The organism is Ulvibacterium marinum, from assembly GCF_003626755.1.
Taxonomy (GTDB): Bacteria; Bacteroidota; Bacteroidia; order Flavobacteriales; family Flavobacteriaceae; genus Ulvibacterium; species Ulvibacterium marinum.
In genome coordinates this window covers 121,361-141,579 of the sequence record NZ_RBCJ01000003.1, presented here as the reverse complement: position 1 = coordinate 141,579, position 20,219 = coordinate 121,361, and the positions used below count along the sequence as shown (strand labels likewise).

Sequence of the window (20,219 nt, the reverse complement as noted above, 5' to 3'; positions counted from 1 at the left end):
TGTTCCTGATTTACAATTCCATAATCTTTGAAGCCTTTTTGATAAGTTGGGCGGTGTTCTTTACCTGAAACTTCTCAATAAGGTGTTTACGGTGAGAAATGGCAGTGTGATTGCTAATGAAAAGTCGGTCAGCGATTTGCTTGGAAGAATAGCCATCTGCTATTAATTTTAGTACTTCTTCCTCACGAGGGGATATGAGCTTTGCAGGATCTGTCGGTGTACTATTGCAGTTTGTGATACGGCTCAGGCAGTGTTCAATGCGTTCTTTTTCGGTAACATTGTATAGGTAGTTGATTACAAAGGTTAATTCTATTTTCCTGTGAAGTACCATTTCATGCTTCAGGCAGATATCGCTTCCTGTCGCATCATATATATGGTATCGAAGCGCCAGCAACTTTTGGTCGAAGGGAACGGTAAGAAAATCGTTCACTTTGTTTTTGATAAGTAAAGCTTCTTCACTCCACATATTTGCAAACCAAAAATCCCATCCTCTTTCATGGAATTGCGGTAATTTGTATCCCAAAAGTCTCTGAAAGGCTCTATTGTTATAAAAAAATCTTTTCTGCTCCAAAAGATAAATGGCTACAATTAAGTTATTTGAACGATCTCCTGAATCAAGTATACTGGAAATCTCGGCCAGAAAGCTATACCTCCCAATAGACGGAGTCCAATTTAAACCATACGCATTATCCTGTTTCATTTGGAATCAGAGGTTATTTTCTCAAAAATAGGAAAAACCTACATTTAATAAGAGAATTCTTGTATAGTTTGTGAAGTTTGATGTATCAATTGTAAATAGCTTGAAAATGATAAGCTTTGGCCAACCTTAAAATGTAATTATTCAGACAGCAAAAGAAGATTAATTTAAAAAACGGTAAACAATAGCTTCAATCCATATTTATATGTTGATGGATTATTTTAAAGGAGACTTTTGTATAGACAGTAAAAATCTGATTGAAAGAAAATCCTACTTGTGATTTCTTTCTATAGTTTCATTAATTGATCGTTTACAGGAAGGTTTTCTAGTGATTTTTCATGAACTCTTTGACATCATTGCCGATGATGCCAGATTTGAACCAATAGTAGGGACATTATACCCGAAAAAGAAAGCTGGGGGTCAGGAAACCTTGCCAAACAACTTCTGTATAGGTAAAACATGACAAAAGTCATATTCTGTAATCATTAAAACCTGAAAATTTGTAGCAAGCAAGTTCAACCCAAAATAAAAGGGATTCACAATACCGTGAAAATTTTCCAAACACTTTGCCGAAATAATAGATTTAAACCGATTACCACATGACACATGCACATTCTTTCCATATTCCTGTAATGGGAATTGGGTTTACAATAGATACACCCTTAAAAGTTTCTCAATTTGGGATGGATTCGGTGATTTCCTTAGTAGACGATATCCTACTCGAAAAACTGAGGAAAATGTACTGCGAGAAGTTCGAGATCAAGTATACGGAAATCACGGAAAAAATTGATGACTTCCGGGCAAAGCGAATTACCTCCTACCTGGACTTGATGCATGAACTTGCCCAAAAGAAGTTCGATGTGTTTAAAAATACAACCGCTGAGACCGCAAACGGTATTCGGGACTATTTTAATATGCTACCAGATACTTCAAGTATAAAAAAGGAATTCAAAAAATTAACGGCGGACTATTTTAATCTTGAGGAAATCCAAAACTGGGTCAAGGAGCACATGGCCATGGGAAGTATAGATGTAAATATCATGACCAAGGTTGATAAGGATAATTATATAAAAAACGAAAAGCTTCCCAGTGAATATAACGATGCGCATGCCGCACTGAGAGGGTTTGCCAATAGCAGCCTGCGCTCTTCAGTTATACTTTCGGCCGGAATGAACCCAAGATTATATAGTTACCTGGAACAGTTTGAAGATTTTTATCCGGACGAAAATGGACATATCAAAAAGAAAATAGTTCTAAAGGTAAGTGACTACCGGTCCGCTTTGATTCAAGGTAAATTTTTGGCAAAAAAAGGATTATGGGTATCCGAATACCGCATAGAATCGGGGCTCAATTGTGGTGGTCATGCTTTTGCAACGGACGGATACCTTATGGGCCCTATTTTACATCAATTCAAGGAAAACAGGAATGATTTGATAGCATCCGTTCATGAGATTCTTGTAGGTGCATTGACACAAAAAAATAGACTTATTCCAAAAAAAGGACTGCCCCTAAAAATAACCGCCCAAGGTGGCGTGGGAACTGCCGAGGAACATCAGTTTATATTGGACCATTACAATGTGGATTCCGTTGGGTGGGGCACCCCTTTTCTTTTGGTCCCCGAAGCAACTACGGTTGACGATAACACACGTGACAAATTGATGGAGGCCAAAGAGGATGATCTGTATCTAAGCAATACCTCTCCATTGGGAATTCCTTTCCATAGCCTTAAGGGCAATACCAAAGATGATGAAAAATTCAACTTAATCAATAAAGGAAGGCCAGGCAGCTCTTGCCCTAAGAAATTTGTTGCCCTGAACAAGGATCTTACGGATAAGGGAATTTGCATAGCCTCCAGGCAATACCAGCATTTAAAAATAAAAGAACTTGAAAGTCTAGAACTATCCCCTGCCCAATATCAATCCAAATATGAAAAAATAGTGGAGAAGTCCTGTACCTGTGTTGGGTTGGGAACGTCTGCCCTACTAGCCTACGGTCTGGATACGAAAACCGAAGGTGAGGGTGTTTCTATCTGTCCAGGACCAAGTATGGCCTATTTTTCAAAAATAGTTAGCTTAAATGAAATGACCGATCACATTTATGGAAGGACCAACGTAATCTCAAGAACGGATCGCCCCAATATGTTCGTCAAGGAATTGTACATCTATATTGATTATCTCAAAGACAAAATTGAGGAAGCCAAAGAAGCGGTGACTGATCGGCAAAAAAAGTATTTGTCCACTTTTACAAATAACCTTAAGGACGGCATTGCTTATTATCATTCGGTTTTTAATACCCTTAAAGGAAGTTTTGAAAATACCAAATCTCAAATTGTGTTCGATTTGGACCGGGGCCTAAAGACCTTACATCTTATGGAAAAGGAGATAAACACCTTATAGATTTGAATTTTTGAAGAGTATTGCCATAAATGCGATGAACTAAAAAATGTCACCCCAATAGCGGATCGTTGGCGATCTCAAATATGTCTTAAGAAGCTGTATTGTTATCTATATTGTAATACCCGCCTTTGTTTTCTTTCCTTTTCAAGGATTGACCGATTGTCAAATGTGCTACATTAATCATGTTTCGTAATTCGCAAAGTGTTGTGGTTACCTTTGAGTTTTTATAAAGTTCCTCCACTTCCTTGTAAATCAAATCCAGATGCAGTACGGCCTTTGCCAAACGGTCATTGCTTCTAACAATACCCACATAATCCCGCATTAGGGCCTGTAACTTTTTAAGATTGTGGAGTATTAGAATATGTTCCTTGGGAATACGGGTTCCTTCATCGTTCCATTCCGGAATAGCAATACTTAGAGAATCGGTAGGATGTGAAACATGGTATTTGTAGATATTGTGGGCATACACCAAGGCCTCCAACAAAGAATTGGAAGCTAGGCGGTTAGCACCATGCAATCCGGTCCTAGAGCACTCGCCACAAGCAAATAAGTTGTTTATCGAAGTCCTCCCGTCCTTATCCACAACAATGCCGCCACATAAGTAATGCGCTGCAGGCACTACAGGAATCCAATCTGTTTCAATAGCGATATGGTTTGCCAAACATTCTTTGTAAATGGTTGGGAAATGTCTTTTAAATTGATCGATATCCAAATGGGTACAATCTAAAAAAACGGAGGTATCCCCTGATTTTTTCAATTCGTTATCTATACTTTGCGACACGATATCCCGGGAAGCCAATTCGGCCCTTTCATCATAATCCGGCATAAACCTATGCCCATTTTTATCGCGTAAAATGGCTCCAAACCCACGAACAGCTTCGGAAATTAAAAATGAGGGGCCTTCTTTCACGGTATAAAGGGCAGTGGGATGAAATTGTACGAATTCCATGTCCCTAATCTCCGCCTTGGCCCTATATGCCATAGCGATGCCGTCTCCGGTTGCAATTACAGGGTTGGTCGTATGCCCATAAACATGACCAATGCCACCGGTAGCCAATAATGTACTGTCCGCCTTGACGGTAATAATATCTCCTGTTTTTTGATCTAGCACATAGGCTCCATAACAAAAAACTTGCTTTGATTTCGGAACCTCCAGATGGTGTTCCGTAATAAGATCTATAGCAAAATGATAGGTCAAAATGGTAACATTGGGCAATCTTCTTAAATTTTCCAGCAATGCCCGCTCCACTTCGTAGCCCGTAAGGTCCTTATGATGAACCACCCTGTGCTCCGAATGGCCACCTTCCTTACCCAACTCCAATTTTCCGGAAGCATCAATATCAAAACTTGCACCCCATGCCATTAATTCCTTAAGTCGTTTTGGACCTTTCTTTACCACCATTTCCACTACTTCCGGATTACAGAGCCCGTCTCCGGCAACCAATGTATCTTGAATATGCTTCTGGAAAGAGTCCTCCTTCATATCCAAAACTACGGCAACACCACCTTGGGCATATTTTGTGTTGGATTCTTCCTCATCAGCTTTTGTGACTATAGTTACTGTCTTTTCCGGAAGTGCTTGGGCAATTTTTGAAGCAAAGGTCAATCCTGCTACCCCTGAGCCAATAACAAGAAAATTCGTTTGTATCATCTTACTTCGATAGTTCCAACATCCTTTCTATGGGCAATAGTGCGGATTGTGCCAAGGCTTTCGGAACATCTATTTCTGGGGATTCGTTAAGCAGGCAATCGTATAACTTCTGTAAGGTGTTCACTTTCATATAGGCACATTCGCTACACGCACATGTATTATCTTCCTGCGCTGGAGCCGGAATGAGGACCGTATCAGGAACTTCTTGCTGCATTTTGTGGAGTATACCAGCTTCTGTGGCAACGATAAACTGCTCCTTGGGATGCTTTTTCACGTAGTTGATCATTCCGGCCGTGGAGCCAATATAGGTCGCAACATCCAAGATATGTTCCTCGGACTCGGGATGCGCAATGATTACGGCCCCTGGATTTGCTTTATGGAGCTCCAATAATTTGTCTATTGAAAAGGCTTCATGCACCACACAAGAACCATCCCAAAGCAAAAGGTCCCGACCTGTCTGTTTGGCGATATACTTACCTAAATTTTTGTCCGGTGCAAAGATAATGGGCTTATCCTCTGGAACAGATTCCACAATTCTTAAAGCGTTGGAAGAGGTACAAACAATATCGCTCATTGCCTTGATTTCTGCCGAACAGTTGATATAGGTAATCACCAAGTGGTCTGGGTGGGCATCCTTAAACTTGCGAAAAGTATCCGGTGGACAGGATTCGGCCAAGGAGCACCCTGCATCAAGGTCAGGCAGTAAAACCATTTTAGACGGATTCAGGATTTTGGCCGTCTCCGCCATAAAATGAACACCGGCAAATACGATAATGGAAGCATCGGTTTCAGCGGCCTTTTGTGATAGGCCCAAACTATCACCTACATAATCGGCAATTTCCTGTATTTCAGGCCGTTGGTAGTAGTGCGCTAACACTATTGCCTTTTTAATTTTTTTTAGCTCTAAGATTTCGTTTGCCAAACTCATGTTCCTCGATTCCAAATTTTCGGATGCAAATGTATTTTTAATCTACACTGGAAAATATGATTTTCGTCACAATGTACGATAAAACCCGCACTTTTGTTTTGAGCTAAATTAGCTCAACTTTGATGTTTGATTTTCTCGTATAATTTTACCAAAAAAATGCAATGCTTCTTTTGCTTTAGTCAACGCCAAACCATTACTTTTTATATGTTTTCCAAATGGCAATAAAATGATTAAAAATCCTTTCGTTTTGATTTTATGGCCAATCGCCAAATAGGAAGTATCGTCCAAAACAATAGTACAACAAGGGAAACCAAAAGACCAAAGTCAGTACCAAAGAACTTCTTAAAAACCGCTCCGGTATATCCCAGAAGTGCCGAAATGTCCAATTTTAAAAGGATAAGCGTTCTCGAAAGGTCAATGGGATTGAACATTGTAGCTGCCAGGGAGAACGTATCCAACGGATACTCCTCAAAAACAATTAGGGATAATAAAAAAAGTCCATCGTAAATGACCGCCAAAAACAACCAAAGCAATACCGCGTACCCGAAACCTTTTATCCTGTTTTCATTGGAAAGTGCAATATTGAACGCCAATGCCGTAAAGATAAATGTCAAAAAGGCTCCGGTAACCAATAAAAGTGTAAAGTTGAAAATAGCATCACTTCTAAAAAGTCCATAAAGGATAAACGGAACCCCTAGGCCTAAGAACAAGCTAAGCGTCAAGGAACCGGCGACCCCAAAATACTGTCCCAGAAAGATGGTGGAACGGCGCAAGGGTTGCGCCAACAACAACTCGGTGAATTCCTTTGAGTTGTAAAAATACATTACCCCAAAAATAGTCCCAATCAAAGGCACCAACACGATGATAACATTCATTAAGGTGATGACCGCTTTGGAAAGATCGTTGTTAAGGAAGAGCAGTACAAAGCCCAGGGCCAAATAAAAAAGAAAATACACATAGCTCCAGCGGCTCCGCATCAAATCATAAAAGCTATATTTTAGGATTTTAAGCATCTGTGGTTTGCATTGCTATGGCCGCTATGGCATGTTCAACATCAACTTGATCGGTCTTTTGTTTCAATTCTTCAATACTTCCCTTAAAATAGACCTTGCCTTCCAGTAGGTAAACGATCTCATCCGCAACTTCTTCCACAAACTGCATAATGTGCGAAGTTATCAACAGGGTTTTTCCTTTCTTCTTTTCTTCCTGTATCAATTTCTTTAACCGAATCAAGGATCCCGGATCCAAGCCCGTGGTGGGTTCGTCCAAAATCATCAAAGGGCTGTTGAACATAAAGGTAAGTACAATGTTCACCTTTTGCTTGGTACCCCCGGATAGCGTTCCCAGTTTTTTGTCCAAAAAAGGTTCCAGTCCAAACAAACTGATTAATCTGTCTTCATCACTGGGCTTTTGCCTTAAGTCCTTTATCATCCGTATTAATTCCCCTACCCTAATATTATTGGGAAAATTCGCTATCTGCGGTAAATAATCAATTTCCTTGCGATATCTCCAACCGTTTTTAATGTTGGTATCAAGCACATTTATGATTCCCGTATTTGGAATCACCATTCCCAAAATACTTTTGATAAGTGTAGTCTTCCCTGATCCATTAGGGCCCAAAATTGCATAAATACCTCCGCTCTTAATACTCAGTTCCACCCCGGAAAGTACCTGATTCTTTCCAAATCGTTTATGTAGATTGTCTATCTGTATCATTTCACTTTTCGCATCAAAGGATTGGGATCCATTAAATTGTCCGGTGTAAAAACCGGTGAAACCTTTTCCGAAAAATCAATAATGTCCATAAATAGACTACGTAAGAGTACAATGGTCTCCGGTGTTCTATTTACAATATACGAGAATAGTTTCACCGGTCTATACGGTACATCACCAATACCATTTTTGTCCAAATCGTATCCAGTATAGCTACTCCAATAATTCTGTTCGAATATATTGTCGTTCACCTTGCTATTGTAGGAAATATCAAAGGAATTATATAAAAAGTTGTTGTTCTTAAAGATATTGGTATAGCAGGCGCCCCTTACTTTTACGGCCCAGCCGTTATTGATGAAATCATTGCCGATATAGTTGATCCGATTGGAACCTTCAATATTGATACCAATAGTGTTTTCTTCAAAGGTATTCCCGCTAATCTCTGCATCATTAATTTCCTTTAGGAGCATTCCAAAGGAGGCCGTACCCCAGTTTTTTCGAAACGTGTTGTTCTGCATCCTGATATTTTTGGAAAACATCACGGCCACTCCCGCTCCGTTGTTCTCAAATGTGTTGTTGGTGTAGATATCATCATTGGAGAACATAAAATGTAGCCCATATCGTATGTTATCAGAACTTCTATTGTTGTTGATCGTAACATTATCGGAAAACTCAAGATAAATACCATCACGGGTGCCTTGTACAATATTCCGGTCTACCTGAACATGGTGTGAATACCATAATTGGATGCCATTTCCCGAGTTGTATTCATCTACGGCATCGCCAATAATCTTATTATGGTAGACCTTGCCATTGTTCGATTTCTCCAAATAAATACCAAAGAAAAGTCTTTCAAGGACCACATGTTGTATCAGGAAATTTTCGCTCTTTACTACTCGAATGGCAGCATAATCTGTGGTGTAGCTGGTTCCAACATTGATAATAAAAAGACCATCCACGGTCACATTGTCCGAAACAATGGTAATAATCTCACCCTTTTCCTCACCATCAATGACAGGGTAACCTTCTCCGAGAAGGGTCAAGGGTTTGTCTATAACAATATTGTATTCTTTGTAGGTTCCTTTTTTGATTAAAAGGGTGTCATATTCCACAGCTAGAGCAATTCCTTTCTTAATAGAAGATACTTCGCATGTAGAACAGATGGTAATTGTCCTACCCATCAAAAATTGACTACCTCCGATCAAGATGAGAAAGAACAATAGTTTGCTATGTAGTAATATATGGTTCATAACAGTCCCCCACTTCTTGCACTAAATCCCGTAAAAACAAAAAGAACGGCAATTATGGTTACTGCCAGGATATGAATTGCCAATAGTTTTAAGCGCCTTTGGGGAATCAAAAAAAATCGGGCGTGTACGGCCAGGGCCAATGTAAATATCAAAAGAATAAATTTAAATACTAGATGTCTTGTATAGTGGTCGGCCATATCCATCTTAAAGAAATCCGGGGCATAATGGACAGTCATATAAACACCGGTAACGACCAAAATGAGCAGGGCCGGCATTCCAATAGGTTCATACTTGGACTCGAAATTTTCGATAATCCCAAAGTCTCTTTGTTTTAAGGCTTTTGGCAAAAACCCCAGGGTTAGCACCAAATGGCCTCCTGTCCATATCGTTGCTGCAACAATGTGGATGAAAATAACGATTTTAAGGAACATCTTAGCGGATTATCAGAAATTTGGAATTTTCGTTTGCCTTCACCCAATGTGGAGTTTCTCGAGGAAAGGAAAAATACTCCTGTTTCGTTAAGTGAAAGTTATCATGGTCGATGTGAAAATGAATATCCCCTTCCAAAACTACCAATAGCGCGTCCGTAGGAGATGTGTGCTCCGGAAAAATTGCACCACTTTCAAGACTAATACTCAATACCTCCGCCGCATCGTTCTTGGAAAGCTTTTGTATTTGTAGTTTATCGTAAGGTTGCGTTTTGATTTCTTCTCTAATTTCGTACATCATTTATGGCTTAAAACGGTTCAACAATTCATCCCAAGAATACAAATCACCGCCGTTGCCCTCCTTGGCATTTTTTGCATCGGCATCGTTACCAAAAGCTGTCAGGAACTCTCCCATTGGGCTTGGTATGCCTTCACTGATTAAGTACGTGGCCTTTTTGGCATCGACTAATTCACCCGGTTCGGAATAATCATTTACTAAAAACAGCGCCACCGTACCTTGATCTATCTCCTTTAGATGGTTCATCATACATTCTACCGCATCAAACTTAAAGGTCTTGCCCTTCTCGGTAACCATCTGTGCGGCGTGCTGCCGATCAACAATAGTCATACTGCAAAAGTGGCATCCATCCGAACCGTATTCGATGGGTTGAGGCTTTACATTGCAAGCAAACACCAATACTGTAAAAAAACCAAAAAGAATACCACGTGATCGCATAACTAGTCTTTTAAGGTTTGTTTCTCCTTCTTCCCAAAAAAATAGGCAATCAATCCTAAGGCGATTCCTCCACCCAAACAATAGGCTCCCAATTGGGGATAGGAATGTGCCGTAAAGTTTAAAATATCCTTGGAACCAAAGAATGGTGGCTGGAATCCCATTACGGAACCATCCGGATTGGTAAACTTCATAATAGCCTTGGGGTCTAGATCATGGCCATAATCATGCTCCCAGATATAAAAATCAATTAAGCCTGCAGTACTAACCATGACCATCATAATAAACCAATACAGAAACCATTTATGGTTGGCTTTCCATGCAATGATCAAACCAATGACCGTTGTGATGATTATGCCTATTGGGAATATTTTGAATTCTGGAATGGCATCCGGTATATATTTCATCCCCACATAATGGTTCATCAAATTTATATTCTTTATATCATGCGGATTGGCATCGGCAAAATCGTTTATATAGATATACATCCCCAAGGGAGTAGGATATTGCGGTGCTTCCAAGGTAATTTTCCAAAGTGGAAATACAAAAAGTAACAAAGGCAATAAGGCGGCCAAAACCATGATAATCCGTGATTTTTTCATGTGTTTGAAATTTTTAATTCCCTGTAAATAAGCTATCCAAAAATTTAAGAACCCATGCAACCACTCGTTACACTCGTTCTCTCATAAATTTATTTTAATCGTTCCTCTGCGTGTAGTTTTTGATTAAAAAAATTCATGTTCGTTTCATTTCTGCAATTCGTTAACCGGTTAAAAAGTGGGCCGGCCATAGGGCCGGCCCTGCCTTAAGTTTGAAAAACTAATCTTTAAGGGTAATTAATTATTCTCCCAAAGACCATGAAAGGTCAATGTTAGAGCTAGCTGGGGATACCCTTACATACCCCTGCATTTCTTGGTGCAATGCGGAACAGAAATCCGTACAATAAAATGGCCATACCCCTGGTTGTTTGGGCTCCCATACAAAGGTTTCCGTCTGTCCGGGCATAATCAACAATTCTGATGTATTCGCACCGATGATACTTACACCGTGTGGCACATCATAATCCTGTTCCATATTGGTAACGTGGAAGTATACCTTATCCCCTACTTTTATTCCTTCGATATTATCAGGGTTAAAGTGACTACGTATCATGGACATGTAAATATGAACTTCCATACCGTTGCGTTCCACCCTAACATCGGCATCTGAGGTTATACCATATTCGTGCTTGTTTTCCTTTAAATCGAAAATCTTTTTGGACCGTTCCTTTACAATATCCGCGGCAATACCTGCGGCATAATGAGGTTCTCCCACTGTAGGGAAATCCAATAAGAGCTCCATCTTCTCTCCGGAAATATCATATAGCTGTGCCGATTGTGTTACTTCTGGACCTGTAGGCAAGTACCTGTCCTTGGTAATCTTATTCATGGCCAGCACGTATTTGCCAAAGGGCTTTCTAGAATTTCCACCAGGAATCATCAAGTGGCCAACAGAGTAGAAACAAGGTTGTCTATCCACTACTTCCCAAGTGCCCAATTTCCATTTGACAACTTCCGAGGAAATAAAGAAAGTGGTATATGCATTTCCTTGACCGTCAAATTCAGTGTGCAATGGTCCAAGACCGGGTTGGCTTACCGTGCCGGCCAAAACATCCTCGAACTTCAAGATAGGGATACCATATGCGTCACCGTCATATTTCTTTCCTTCTATGGCTTCCAACATTTTTGTAAAGGAATGAACCGTTAAATCAGCGGAGAGTTTACCGTTACCTACAATATATTCTCCAGATGGATCTACATCGCAACCGTGAGGTGATTTAGGTGTAGGCAAAAAGAAAACAGCACCAGGTACATCTGTTGGATTTACCACAAGCACTTCTTTTTCCATAGTAGAAGTAGCGGTATGCGTTTCTTCATTATAAACATTATGTGCATAGTTGGAGGGCATTTTGGTACCTCCGCCATTGTTTACATATTCCTCTATCTTTTTCCAATTGACCGCAGCAATAAAGTCTTTGTCATTCTGTGAAGCATTTACCTCAAGTAATGTACTGGCTTCCTCGGAGTTGTACGTGGTAAAAAAGAACCATCCGTGCGATTTGCCACGACCGGGGTGTGATAGGTCATAGTCAAATCCGGGCATCATCAATTGGAACTTGATATCCATACCCCCATCCTCCGGGTCAACACTGATGAACGTTAAAGCTCCTTTAAAATTCCCCTTGTATTCATTGATGGGCATATCCCTTTGCGGTACCGGAACGGAAAACCGAGTCCCTGCCACCACATATTCGGTATTCTCCGTAACAAAGGAAGAGCTATGGTTACCAGCACTATTGGGAATCTCAATAATCTCTGTTGTTTCAAAAACGGTTAGATCTATTTTGGCGATACGGGGTGTATTATTCCCGTTTATAAATACATAACGGCCATCCAATTCCCCGTTGGTCTGTGAAATATCAGGGTGATGGGAATCGTCCCAAGGTACAAATCCAAAGGACGTATTGAGCATGGGCTTGGTTTCCTCATTGTAGCCCCATGCTTTTTCGGCATCTTGGGAGAAAACAGGAATTACCTTGAAAAGTCTTCCCGATGGCAATCCGTAAACGGACAATTGTCCACTAAATCCACCAGAAACAAAGGCATAGAACTCATCATGTTCCCCAGGGGCAACGTATACTTTTTCGGCGGCATTGGAAGTCAACGCCCCGCTATTACCCTTTTTTTGATCCCCACAACTGGTGAAGACCAAGGCGAGCCCAAACAATACCAGCATTGGATTCTTAAACTTTCTCATTGTTGTTGTTTTTATGTTATTTCGATTTTCAATTATTCCCCGGAAGGTGGTAAGATTACCTTGTCCACTACGTGTACTATGCCGTTTCCAGCAGGAATACTGGCAACGATTTTTGCACCACCCACGTAAACGTCCTCTCCTTTAACTTCTACAGTTGTGTTTTGGTTGTTGGCCTGCCCCAACTTCTTAAATTTCTTTAAAAAGTCCTTGCTATAGTTGCCAGGGGTTACGTGGTGTTTTAGAATATTGGCCAACGCATTTTTATTCTCAGGTTTTAGCAAATCTTCCACGGTACCAGGTGGAAGTGCATCAAAAGCCGCATTGGTAGGGGCAAATACCATCAATGGCCCAGCATTTACCAGGGCATTCTCCAAATCCGCCGCCTGTACAGCAGCCACAAGAGTTGTATGATCTGGGGATCCAATGGCAATGTTAAGTACGTTTGGTGTTGACTCATCATCTTTAATAAAGGCCTGGCCCTGTTTTTTCACCTCCCCGGTTTCCGCTTTTTCGGTTTGGGAAGTCATCGTTTCGTTTTTGGTCTCGTTTTTACAGCTGGATAAAAAAAACAGCATACAAAAACAGCCGACCAACATTTTGAGGTTGATTGTTGTTTTCATTATGAATCTACTTTAGGGTTCTAAAATATTCCAGTACCGCCCTTGCCTGATCTTCCGTAAGGCTCTGATTGGCCATGGGCGATCCATTGAACTCTATTAAAAGTTCTTTGGCCAAGGCATCTTCCTTTACCATCACCTCTGGATTAAGAATCATATTCATAATCCATTCTGGAGTTCTTCTTTCCAATATTCCGTTGGGTGCGGGTCCAATAAACTTTTTGCCTACCCGGTGACAGGCCATGCACATTTGCTTAAATACTTCTTCGCCTTGAGTAGCTATGGCTTGATCTATTGCTGCATCCAACGTTATGGAATTAATGGGCCCCACACCTTTGGAAGTCAAATCTATCCGTTCCGAAGCCTTAACCTGATTTGTAGTGGGTGTCTCCGCTTTCTTCTCCGTAGTGGCTTTTTTCCGTTCAATGCTAAAACCATCTTTTTTCTCTTCCTTTCCTCCACAGCTCAATATCAGTAGCGTGAACAGTACCGTAAAACTTTTACTGATTCTTCCCATACCCTTAATTGTTTGTTATTGATTATGAGGCAAAAGTAAGGGTGGCAAAAAGTATAAAACATGATATTAGTCATATTTAGGATAAAAAACTCTTTTATTCTCTATATTTGTAAAAAGCTTTGCAAAATGTTATCGAACTCCTCAAAATATGCCCTAAAGGCCGTACTGTATTTAGCGGTACATTCCAGTATGGAAAAGAAAATATTGGCCAAGGATATCAGTGAGCCCATAAATGTTCCTCGGGCCTACATAGCCAAAATACTTCAAGAACTTTCCAGACATAATATGGTTTCGTCCATGCGTGGTCCTGGAGGTGGTTTCTATCTGAACGAAGAGAACAAAAAGACCCTTCTTTTCGATATTATCAATTTAATAGATGGTGATAATAGATTAACTTCCTGTGTGCTAAGCCTGCACAAGTGCGATAACGAAAACCCTTGCCCCATGCACCATCTCGTGGATGATACCAAGGCGAGTTTTGTAAAAAAATTAAAGGAAACTTCAGTGGAAGATCTTACATCGGAAATCCGGTCCGGAAAATCATTTTTACCCATTTAGAAATCAAAAAAGACCCCCTTTTTCAAAGGAGTCTTTTAAGGAAAAACAACTACAACCAAAAGTATAACTAAAATTCTATCTCAAAGAACAGGCTGCTGGCCTCATTTTCTTCAGTAACATCCTCTCCCTTCAATACCTCATCATTATCATTCAACAGCTTTAGGTTAATTTTCCAATAGCCCGTCATGGTCAATGACAATTTTCCATTGTACATTTTTGATGCCGGATCATAGGTCAAATCTTCATTATTGGGAGAACCGTGGTTTCCCATACCGGGCATACGAGGATCGATCATTATCTTATAATCCTCTACAGCAGGAAAGGTCATCATGTTCTCCATCTTAAAGAGCACGGCCGAGAAATCGTTCACGGCGACCTCCGGTTTCATAGGCATCATGGCCAAAACGTAACGGGTCTCATCCGTTCCCATAAAAACACTTACTCTTTTTTTGCCGTCTACAGGGGCCTTCACCTCAATACGCTCAGTAGCATTGTAGGTCTGTCCTGCAATAGTGTACTCCAAGTTCAACTCCCAATATTCGTCTGCATTTCCTGGCATTTGAAAAATGCTAGACCCTTTGTAAACTGAGGCGTTCTCCGTTTTGGAAACTTCAGATTTTGGACAGGAGTGCATCATTTCCGTCATGTGCATTACAGGATTCCAAGAAATATTGGCATCGGATACGTAACTCTCGCTAGCCTCATCCTTAATTCGGATAAACAGTTCGTTATAACCAATTGTAAATTGCTCTTGTTCGGAATAGAGTTCAATGCTATGATTATTGGCCTTCACGGCCTTTAGCATTGTATACTCGGCGAGTGGATTCTCTTCCACAATGGGTATGGGATCATCCGAATCATCGGTACAGGAGATAAAACTTGCGGTAAGAAATAGTGTTGTTACTAAATATTTTATTGTTTTCATAATAGAGTTTTAATTGTTATTAATTGATGGCATACGAAACGGTCATAAAAAAGTTACGCCCCATCCGAGGGATATTATTCCAGTCCGTATAGGTTGAATAGAATTCATCAAAAATGTTTTCCACACCAGTTTTTACATAAACATCATCATTGTTAATGGAAAACGATTTCCCCAATGATAAAGAGAACACGGTGTATGCATCGGTTCGGTCCTCGCCAAATTCCGGATTAAAATTCACTTGGTCCGCCGCACCGCGCATCGTTAATGATCCCGAAAATTTGCCCTGGGTGTATTGCAACATGGAGTTATACGTAAAAGGACTTATAAAGGGCAGATTGCGCCCGTCCTGATCCGTACCACGGTGATAGGAGACCAATCCTGTCCAAACGAATTCCGGGGTAATTTGATACTTGGTATCCAAGGAGATATTGTACAAATTGGCATGTTCCAAATTTTTGTAAACCTTTACCCCTTCTGCACCAATGGTCATTACGCTTAAGGCAGGGTTTACCTCCCCTACTATGAAGTCCATGGTGTGGAAGTAATTTCCTTCCAAACTAAAATTCAATTTTTTGATAGGCACCGATATTTTTGTGTTCAACTCAATGGCCTTTTCATTCCTTAAGTCTGGGTCGCCAACATAGTCATGATTGTCAAAACTGTTGAATAGATAAAATCCAAAACCTTCGGAAACGGATGGAGCCCTATCCCCGTAGGAGAGCCCACCGTCCAAATGAACCGATTTTAGTTTTTTATGATACCGTGCCGAAAAGCTCTTTAGAAAGCGGGTCTGCCTTTGGGCCATTTCAGGATAGAAAATCCGGAGGCTGTTCAACCCCATTTCATCGGCCACATTAAAACCTTGTACTGCCAATCTAGTGGATAATTTTAGGGAACTTCCCTTGAAGTCTATTACATCTTCCGCATAAAAACCGTTGTTCAGAGTACGCACATTGGGCCAAGTAAGCATAAACATTTCACGCTCATTGGGATTGTTGGGATACATGGTCATCTCGGCAAGCGAACGATTATAAAATCCATCCAGTTTCAATAAGAATTGGTGGTTATTGCGCTTAAGCGTGGCTTGGGAAAAATAGCCATAGGTATCGCTCCATCCGGGCATATCCATTCGAATGGGAACATCGGGCCTTTGGCTATCATCCATGATATGGGTAATGGAATTGGCATACAGCTTGGTTTCCCAATTCTTGAAGTCACCCATGAAATCTGTTTGTATCCAACTGACGGAACCTATAAAGGCCCGTGCCAGGGAAACATCCATGGGCAAGGCGGGGTATCCCACATCGCGGGCCTCATCAAAAATGAAACTGGCCAACAGTTTTTGGTCTTCGGAAACCTTGTAACCTGCATTGACCGAGAGGTTATATTTTTCAAATTGGGAAAAAGCGACCTCCTCGCCACCACCGGCAACATAATTCTCGGCCTTACGGTAGATAATATCAGTATCCACATAAAATTTTTCATCGGAATAGTTCAATTCACCGCCAATGATCTGTGAGGCATTATTGGTCTCACCACCAGTTTCAATAGAGCCTACCCATCCATCAGGTCTAAAATTGCTCTTTTCCAAGCGCAGGTCGATTGCCCCTCCAATGGTAGCTCCATGTTCCGCCCCTTGTTGACCACAGGCAACATGTATATCGGACAGATTGGAAACATCAACATAGGAGGTTATGGGATCCATTCTATCCGTGCAGGCACCAAAAATACGCATCCCGTCAATGGTGACGGACAGGCGTTCCGTGGTCATATCGTTCAGTACCGGCTCCCAGGCATAGCCCCCCCTTTTTATCAGGTTTACTTTTTTGGAGGACTCCAAATACTGGTCCAATGTGGAGAGTGGTTTATGGTGCGAATTATGCTCCAACGTTCTTTTGTAAGAGGAGATGACGATTACCTCATTTAAGTCGATAGGAAGTATGGAATCCTTTGCCATTATCACCCTTGGCTCTTGAGATATGCTTTGCCAATGAAATACTACAGCGCATAACACGGCAAGCAACAAGGATTTGCCTTTTAGACCTGTCGCTTTAGGGCGGCTTGGCCTACCATTCAATATGGTTTTCATCTGTTTCTGTTTTGGACTAATTCAAAAGTTTAAGGGTACAAGCTTTGTGGACAAACCTTTTGTCCATAGCAAAAATTTGTACATCAAATTGAATTAGGCCAACTCGGGTGGTTGGGAAATATTGGAAGTAAAAAGATTTGATCGAAGAACCTCAATAAATTGCGAATTTTCCATTGTAGACTGTGAAAGGAATACACGTAAATCCATTTGCGGTAAGGATTGAAAAAAAACAACGTGCTGAATTTCGGTTTTTGCCTGATCTTCTCCGAAAGGATTGCTTTTACTTTGTTCCGCTTCCTTGGCCAATTGCTTGGAAAGATAGCATTTTCCGTCGCACTTCAATTGCGGCTTATCCTTATTTTCACAAAGCACGTTTACGATGTAGTCATAGTTCATAACATACTCCGCAATGGGCCAGAGCGGCTTCAACAGCATGAGCATTGCTACAAAAAGGATTACATAGCTTTTCATGGAAACAAATGTAGGCTCCTCCCACAGAGGAAAACATGATAAAAATCATATTAAGGATAAAAAGGTCTTTTATTTTTTTCTGCCAAAAAATGCCTTGGAGCAGAACAACAAAAAACGTAACTTCCATCGCCATTACAACTAAATTCCAAAAGCCATAGAATAATGAAGAAAAATCCGTCTAGAAGGTCATTCCTGAAAAAGGCCACATTGGGTTCCGCTGCCATGACCTCGGCACCATTTCTTATTTCTGCCTCAGAAGGCGAAAAAGTTTTAATGAAACGAGATTACCTTGATGAGCAATACACGGCCAATGACCAAATTAATTTGGGGCTGATCGGCTCCGGGATACAAGGTATTTATGACACAAGGGCTGCACTGTCCGTTTCCGGTGTAAAATTGGTCGCTGCCTGTGATCTATACTCCGGAAGATTGGATCGTGCCAAGGAACTTTGGGGCGATGATATCTTTGTTACCCGGGATTATCGCAAACTCCTGAACCGAAAGGATATTGATGCCGTTATTGTGGCCACTCCGGATCATTGGCATAAGAAAATTGCCGTTGATGCACTAAAAGCCGGGAAACATGTCTATTGTGAAAAACCAATGGTACAACGATGGCAAGACGGTCAAGAAATCATCTCCACACAAAAATCGACCGGAAAAATCTGCCAGATCGGGAGTCAAGGGATGTCTTCCCTAGGGAATGAAAAGGCCAAACAACTCTATGAAGATGGTGCAATTGGGGAAATCGTGATGTTGGACTTTTACAATGACCGATACTCGGCCGAAGGAGCTTGGCAATACCCCATTCCACCAGATGCCAGTCCCGATTCCGTGGATTTTGATACTTTTCTGGGCAATGCGCCAGAGGTACCTTACGAGCTAAAAAGATTCTTTAGGTGGCGTAATTATAAGGACTATGGCACCGGGGTTGCCGGTGACCTTTTTGTACATGCTTTTTCTACCTTGAATCATGTCATCAGTTCCCATGGTCCAAACCGGGCCTTGGCTACAGGTGGACTCCGCTATTGGAATGACGGTCGCGATGTGCCCGATGTTAGCATAACTCTTTATGACTATCCAAAAACCGACACTCATGCCGCATTCAATGCTGCTTTTCGGATCAATTTCATTGCAGGCTCAGGCGGTGGTGGTGGGTTTAAATTGATAGGAACGGAAGGTGAAATGGAAGTAGGACAAAATTCGGTTACCGTAAGGCGATCTAAATTGGGCATGGTCCCCGGTGGTTATTCCATGGTTGCCTTTACGGAAGCCACACAGGAGAAAATACGTGAAGGCTATGCCGCCCAAAATTTAGAAACTCGGGATTCGGCCTTAAACATTGGTGGTACCACTTGGGAAGCGCCAAGAAATTATAAAGGTGCCCACCATGACCATTTTTATAACTTCTTTACAGCCGTCCGAGGAAAAGGAAAAGTAATTCAAGACCCTACCTTTGGATTAAGGGCCGCGGGAGCTGCGCTTTTGGCCAATGATAGTTATTACAAGAAATCACCGGTTGATTGGGATCCCGTTTCCATGAAGCTAATGTAATCCAAGTTTATAGATTATGAGAAAAAATCAGTTGTTCCTTTGTTCGCTCTTAATTTCATTGTTTATGTACGCCCAAGAAGATCCGTTGAATGTTATTGTATTCGGGGCACATCCCGATGATTGTGATGTGGATGCTGGAGGTACGGCCATTCTCTTTTCAAAAATGGGCCACAAAGTGAAATTCGTCTCCTTGACCAATGGAGATGCGGGGCACTATGCCATGGGTGGTGGTGAGCTGGCCAAAATTCGAATTGCGGAGGCCAAAGAAGCCGGAAAACGATTTGGGGTGGAATATACCGTTCTGGACAACCATGATGGGGAATTGATGCCGACCTTGGAAAATAGATTAAAGGTCATCCGAGAAATCCGAAAATGGAACGCCGATATCGTAATTGCCCCTAGACCCAATGATTACCATCCGGATCATAGGTACACTGGGGTTTTGGTACAGGATGCGGCCTATATGGTCATTGTTCCCAATGTTGCGGCCGATACCCCTCCCTTGGAAAAAAATCCGGTTTTTTTGTATTCTGAAGATAGATTTCAAAAACCCAGTCCGTTTGAACCGGATATTGCTGTTATCATAGACGATGTTTTTAATCAGAAAATTCATGCCATGGCGGCACACGAGTCCCAATTTTTTGATTGGCTTCCCTGGACATCCGGCAATTTGGACAAAGTACCCAAGGACGAAAAGGGTCGATTGGAATTTTTGGCCAATTGGCGATCACGTAAACCTAATAGGGCAACCTTGGAGTGCCTAAAAACGTGGTACGGCGCCAAGGCGGCAAACGCAAAGCATGCAGAAGGGTTTGAAATATGTGAATATGGGAAACAACCCTCCGAAACCGAAATCAAAAGATTGTTTCCCATGCTTAAAAAAGAATAGGATTTGG

Annotated in this window: 20 protein-coding genes; 4 read left to right on the top strand and 16 right to left on the bottom strand. The window is 41.3% G+C overall.

Annotation, left to right across the window (positions count from 1 at the left end; genetic code table 11):
* Positions 1–10: 10 nt before the first annotated feature.
* A complete protein-coding gene (locus tag D7Z94_RS13660) occupies positions 11–700 on the bottom strand; it encodes a response regulator transcription factor (protein ID WP_120712171.1) in 690 nt (229 codons plus the stop codon).
* Positions 701–1,296: 596 nt separating this feature from the next.
* Between D7Z94_RS13660 and D7Z94_RS13655 the strand changes: the two genes are divergently transcribed.
* Complete coding sequence (locus D7Z94_RS13655) at positions 1,297–3,093, top strand: hypothetical protein (protein ID WP_120712170.1); 1,797 nt, start codon at positions 1,297–1,299, stop codon at positions 3,091–3,093.
* Between the two features lie 88 nt (positions 3,094–3,181).
* Here D7Z94_RS13655 and nadB read toward each other — a convergent pair whose 3' ends face one another.
* From nadB to D7Z94_RS13595, 12 genes are all read right to left on the bottom strand, one after another.
* On the bottom strand, positions 3,182–4,744 hold the full coding sequence (gene nadB / locus D7Z94_RS13650; protein ID WP_120712169.1) for an L-aspartate oxidase: 1,563 nt from the start codon (positions 4,742–4,744) through the stop codon (positions 3,182–3,184).
* Position 4,745: 1 nt separating this feature from the next.
* Entirely contained in the window at positions 4,746–5,672 is a 927-nt protein-coding gene (gene nadA / locus D7Z94_RS13645; RefSeq protein ID WP_120712168.1) for a quinolinate synthase NadA, read from the bottom strand.
* A gap of 230 nt (positions 5,673–5,902) precedes the next feature.
* A complete protein-coding gene (locus D7Z94_RS13640; protein ID WP_120712167.1) occupies positions 5,903–6,685 on the bottom strand; it encodes an ABC transporter permease in 783 nt (260 codons plus the stop codon).
* Entirely contained in the window at positions 6,678–7,388 is a 711-nt protein-coding gene (locus tag D7Z94_RS13635) for an ABC transporter ATP-binding protein (RefSeq protein WP_120712166.1), read from the bottom strand. Before D7Z94_RS13635 ends, D7Z94_RS13640 begins: the two co-directional genes overlap by 8 nt.
* Positions 7,385–8,566, bottom strand: a complete 1,182-nt coding sequence (locus tag D7Z94_RS13630; protein WP_245967250.1) for a nitrous oxide reductase family maturation protein NosD — start codon at positions 8,564–8,566, stop codon at positions 7,385–7,387. Before D7Z94_RS13630 ends, D7Z94_RS13635 begins: the two co-directional genes overlap by 4 nt.
* A gap of 65 nt (positions 8,567–8,631) precedes the next feature.
* Positions 8,632–9,066: a CopD family protein gene (locus D7Z94_RS13625; RefSeq protein WP_120712164.1), complete on the bottom strand. Its 435-nt coding sequence runs from the start codon at positions 9,064–9,066 to the stop codon at positions 8,632–8,634.
* A 1-nt stretch (position 9,067) separates the two neighbouring features.
* Positions 9,068–9,361: a cupin domain-containing protein gene (locus tag D7Z94_RS13620; protein WP_120713130.1), complete on the bottom strand. Its 294-nt coding sequence runs from the start codon at positions 9,359–9,361 to the stop codon at positions 9,068–9,070.
* A gap of 3 nt (positions 9,362–9,364) precedes the next feature.
* Complete coding sequence (locus D7Z94_RS13615) at positions 9,365–9,799, bottom strand: nitrous oxide reductase accessory protein NosL (RefSeq protein WP_120712163.1); 435 nt, start codon at positions 9,797–9,799, stop codon at positions 9,365–9,367.
* Positions 9,800–9,801: 2 nt separating this feature from the next.
* A complete protein-coding gene (locus D7Z94_RS13610) occupies positions 9,802–10,398 on the bottom strand; it encodes a hypothetical protein (RefSeq protein ID WP_120713129.1) in 597 nt (198 codons plus the stop codon).
* A 238-nt stretch (positions 10,399–10,636) separates the two neighbouring features.
* Entirely contained in the window at positions 10,637–12,592 is a 1,956-nt protein-coding gene (nosZ, locus tag D7Z94_RS13605; RefSeq protein WP_120712162.1) for a Sec-dependent nitrous-oxide reductase, read from the bottom strand.
* Between the two features lie 32 nt (positions 12,593–12,624).
* Positions 12,625–13,212, bottom strand: a complete 588-nt coding sequence (locus D7Z94_RS13600; protein ID WP_120712161.1) for a fasciclin domain-containing protein — start codon at positions 13,210–13,212, stop codon at positions 12,625–12,627.
* A gap of 7 nt (positions 13,213–13,219) precedes the next feature.
* Positions 13,220–13,726 carry a c-type cytochrome gene (locus D7Z94_RS13595; protein WP_120712160.1) on the bottom strand — a complete coding sequence of 169 codons (507 nt, stop codon included), beginning with the start codon at positions 13,724–13,726 and terminating at the stop codon, positions 13,220–13,222.
* 126 nt (positions 13,727–13,852) lie between these two features.
* Here D7Z94_RS13595 and D7Z94_RS13590 point away from each other — a divergent pair, with 126 nt between their 5' ends.
* Positions 13,853–14,284: an RrF2 family transcriptional regulator gene (locus tag D7Z94_RS13590; RefSeq protein WP_120712159.1), complete on the top strand. Its 432-nt coding sequence runs from the start codon at positions 13,853–13,855 to the stop codon at positions 14,282–14,284.
* A 67-nt stretch (positions 14,285–14,351) separates the two neighbouring features.
* Here the strand turns inward: D7Z94_RS13590 and D7Z94_RS13585 are convergent, their stop codons facing one another.
* The 3 genes from D7Z94_RS13585 to D7Z94_RS13575 form a co-directional block, all read right to left on the bottom strand.
* Positions 14,352–15,209: a hypothetical protein gene (locus tag D7Z94_RS13585; RefSeq protein ID WP_245967202.1), complete on the bottom strand. Its 858-nt coding sequence runs from the start codon at positions 15,207–15,209 to the stop codon at positions 14,352–14,354.
* Positions 15,210–15,228: 19 nt separating this feature from the next.
* Positions 15,229–17,298 carry a TonB-dependent receptor gene (locus tag D7Z94_RS13580; RefSeq protein WP_245967201.1) on the bottom strand — a complete coding sequence of 690 codons (2,070 nt, stop codon included), beginning with the start codon at positions 17,296–17,298 and terminating at the stop codon, positions 15,229–15,231.
* A 93-nt stretch (positions 17,299–17,391) separates the two neighbouring features.
* Positions 17,392–17,769 carry a hypothetical protein gene (locus tag D7Z94_RS13575; protein WP_120712158.1) on the bottom strand — a complete coding sequence of 126 codons (378 nt, stop codon included), beginning with the start codon at positions 17,767–17,769 and terminating at the stop codon, positions 17,392–17,394.
* A 162-nt stretch (positions 17,770–17,931) separates the two neighbouring features.
* On the opposite strand from D7Z94_RS13575, the gene D7Z94_RS13570 reads away from it, so the two are divergent.
* Entirely contained in the window at positions 17,932–19,323 is a 1,392-nt protein-coding gene (locus D7Z94_RS13570; protein WP_120712157.1) for a Gfo/Idh/MocA family protein, read from the top strand.
* Positions 19,324–19,339: 16 nt separating this feature from the next.
* Positions 19,340–20,212: a PIG-L deacetylase family protein gene (locus tag D7Z94_RS13565; protein WP_120712156.1), complete on the top strand. Its 873-nt coding sequence runs from the start codon at positions 19,340–19,342 to the stop codon at positions 20,210–20,212.
* Positions 20,213–20,219 lie beyond the last annotated feature (7 nt).

Coding starts and splice junctions, on each gene's coding strand:
- D7Z94_RS13580 (WP_245967201.1), bottom strand. CDS start 17,298: ATGAAAACCATATTGAATGGTAGGCCAAGCCGCCCTAAAGCGACAGGT.
- D7Z94_RS13635 (WP_120712166.1), bottom strand. CDS start 7,388: ATGATACAGATAGACAATCTACATAAACGATTTGGAAAGAATCAGGTA.
- D7Z94_RS13585 (WP_245967202.1), bottom strand. CDS start 15,209: ATGAAAACAATAAAATATTTAGTAACAACACTATTTCTTACCGCAAGT.
- D7Z94_RS13570 (WP_120712157.1), top strand. CDS start 17,932: ATGAAGAAAAATCCGTCTAGAAGGTCATTCCTGAAAAAGGCCACATTG.
- D7Z94_RS13600 (WP_120712161.1), bottom strand. CDS start 13,212: ATGAAAACAACAATCAACCTCAAAATGTTGGTCGGCTGTTTTTGTATG.
- D7Z94_RS13565 (WP_120712156.1), top strand. CDS start 19,340: ATGAGAAAAAATCAGTTGTTCCTTTGTTCGCTCTTAATTTCATTGTTT.
- nadA (WP_120712168.1), bottom strand. CDS start 5,672: ATGAGTTTGGCAAACGAAATCTTAGAGCTAAAAAAAATTAAAAAGGCA.
- D7Z94_RS13630 (WP_245967250.1), bottom strand. CDS start 8,566: ATGGGTAGGACAATTACCATCTGTTCTACATGCGAAGTATCTTCTATT.
- D7Z94_RS13620 (WP_120713130.1), bottom strand. CDS start 9,361: ATGTACGAAATTAGAGAAGAAATCAAAACGCAACCTTACGATAAACTA.
- D7Z94_RS13590 (WP_120712159.1), top strand. CDS start 13,853: ATGTTATCGAACTCCTCAAAATATGCCCTAAAGGCCGTACTGTATTTA.
- D7Z94_RS13575 (WP_120712158.1), bottom strand. CDS start 17,769: ATGAAAAGCTATGTAATCCTTTTTGTAGCAATGCTCATGCTGTTGAAG.
- D7Z94_RS13595 (WP_120712160.1), bottom strand. CDS start 13,726: ATGGGAAGAATCAGTAAAAGTTTTACGGTACTGTTCACGCTACTGATA.
- D7Z94_RS13655 (WP_120712170.1), top strand. CDS start 1,297: ATGACACATGCACATTCTTTCCATATTCCTGTAATGGGAATTGGGTTT.
- D7Z94_RS13640 (WP_120712167.1), bottom strand. CDS start 6,685: ATGCTTAAAATCCTAAAATATAGCTTTTATGATTTGATGCGGAGCCGC.
- nosZ (WP_120712162.1), bottom strand. CDS start 12,592: ATGAGAAAGTTTAAGAATCCAATGCTGGTATTGTTTGGGCTCGCCTTG.
- D7Z94_RS13615 (WP_120712163.1), bottom strand. CDS start 9,799: ATGCGATCACGTGGTATTCTTTTTGGTTTTTTTACAGTATTGGTGTTT.
- D7Z94_RS13610 (WP_120713129.1), bottom strand. CDS start 10,398: ATGAAAAAATCACGGATTATCATGGTTTTGGCCGCCTTATTGCCTTTG.
- nadB (WP_120712169.1), bottom strand. CDS start 4,744: ATGATACAAACGAATTTTCTTGTTATTGGCTCAGGGGTAGCAGGATTG.
- D7Z94_RS13660 (WP_120712171.1), bottom strand. CDS start 700: ATGAAACAGGATAATGCGTATGGTTTAAATTGGACTCCGTCTATTGGG.
- D7Z94_RS13625 (WP_120712164.1), bottom strand. CDS start 9,066: ATGTTCCTTAAAATCGTTATTTTCATCCACATTGTTGCAGCAACGATA.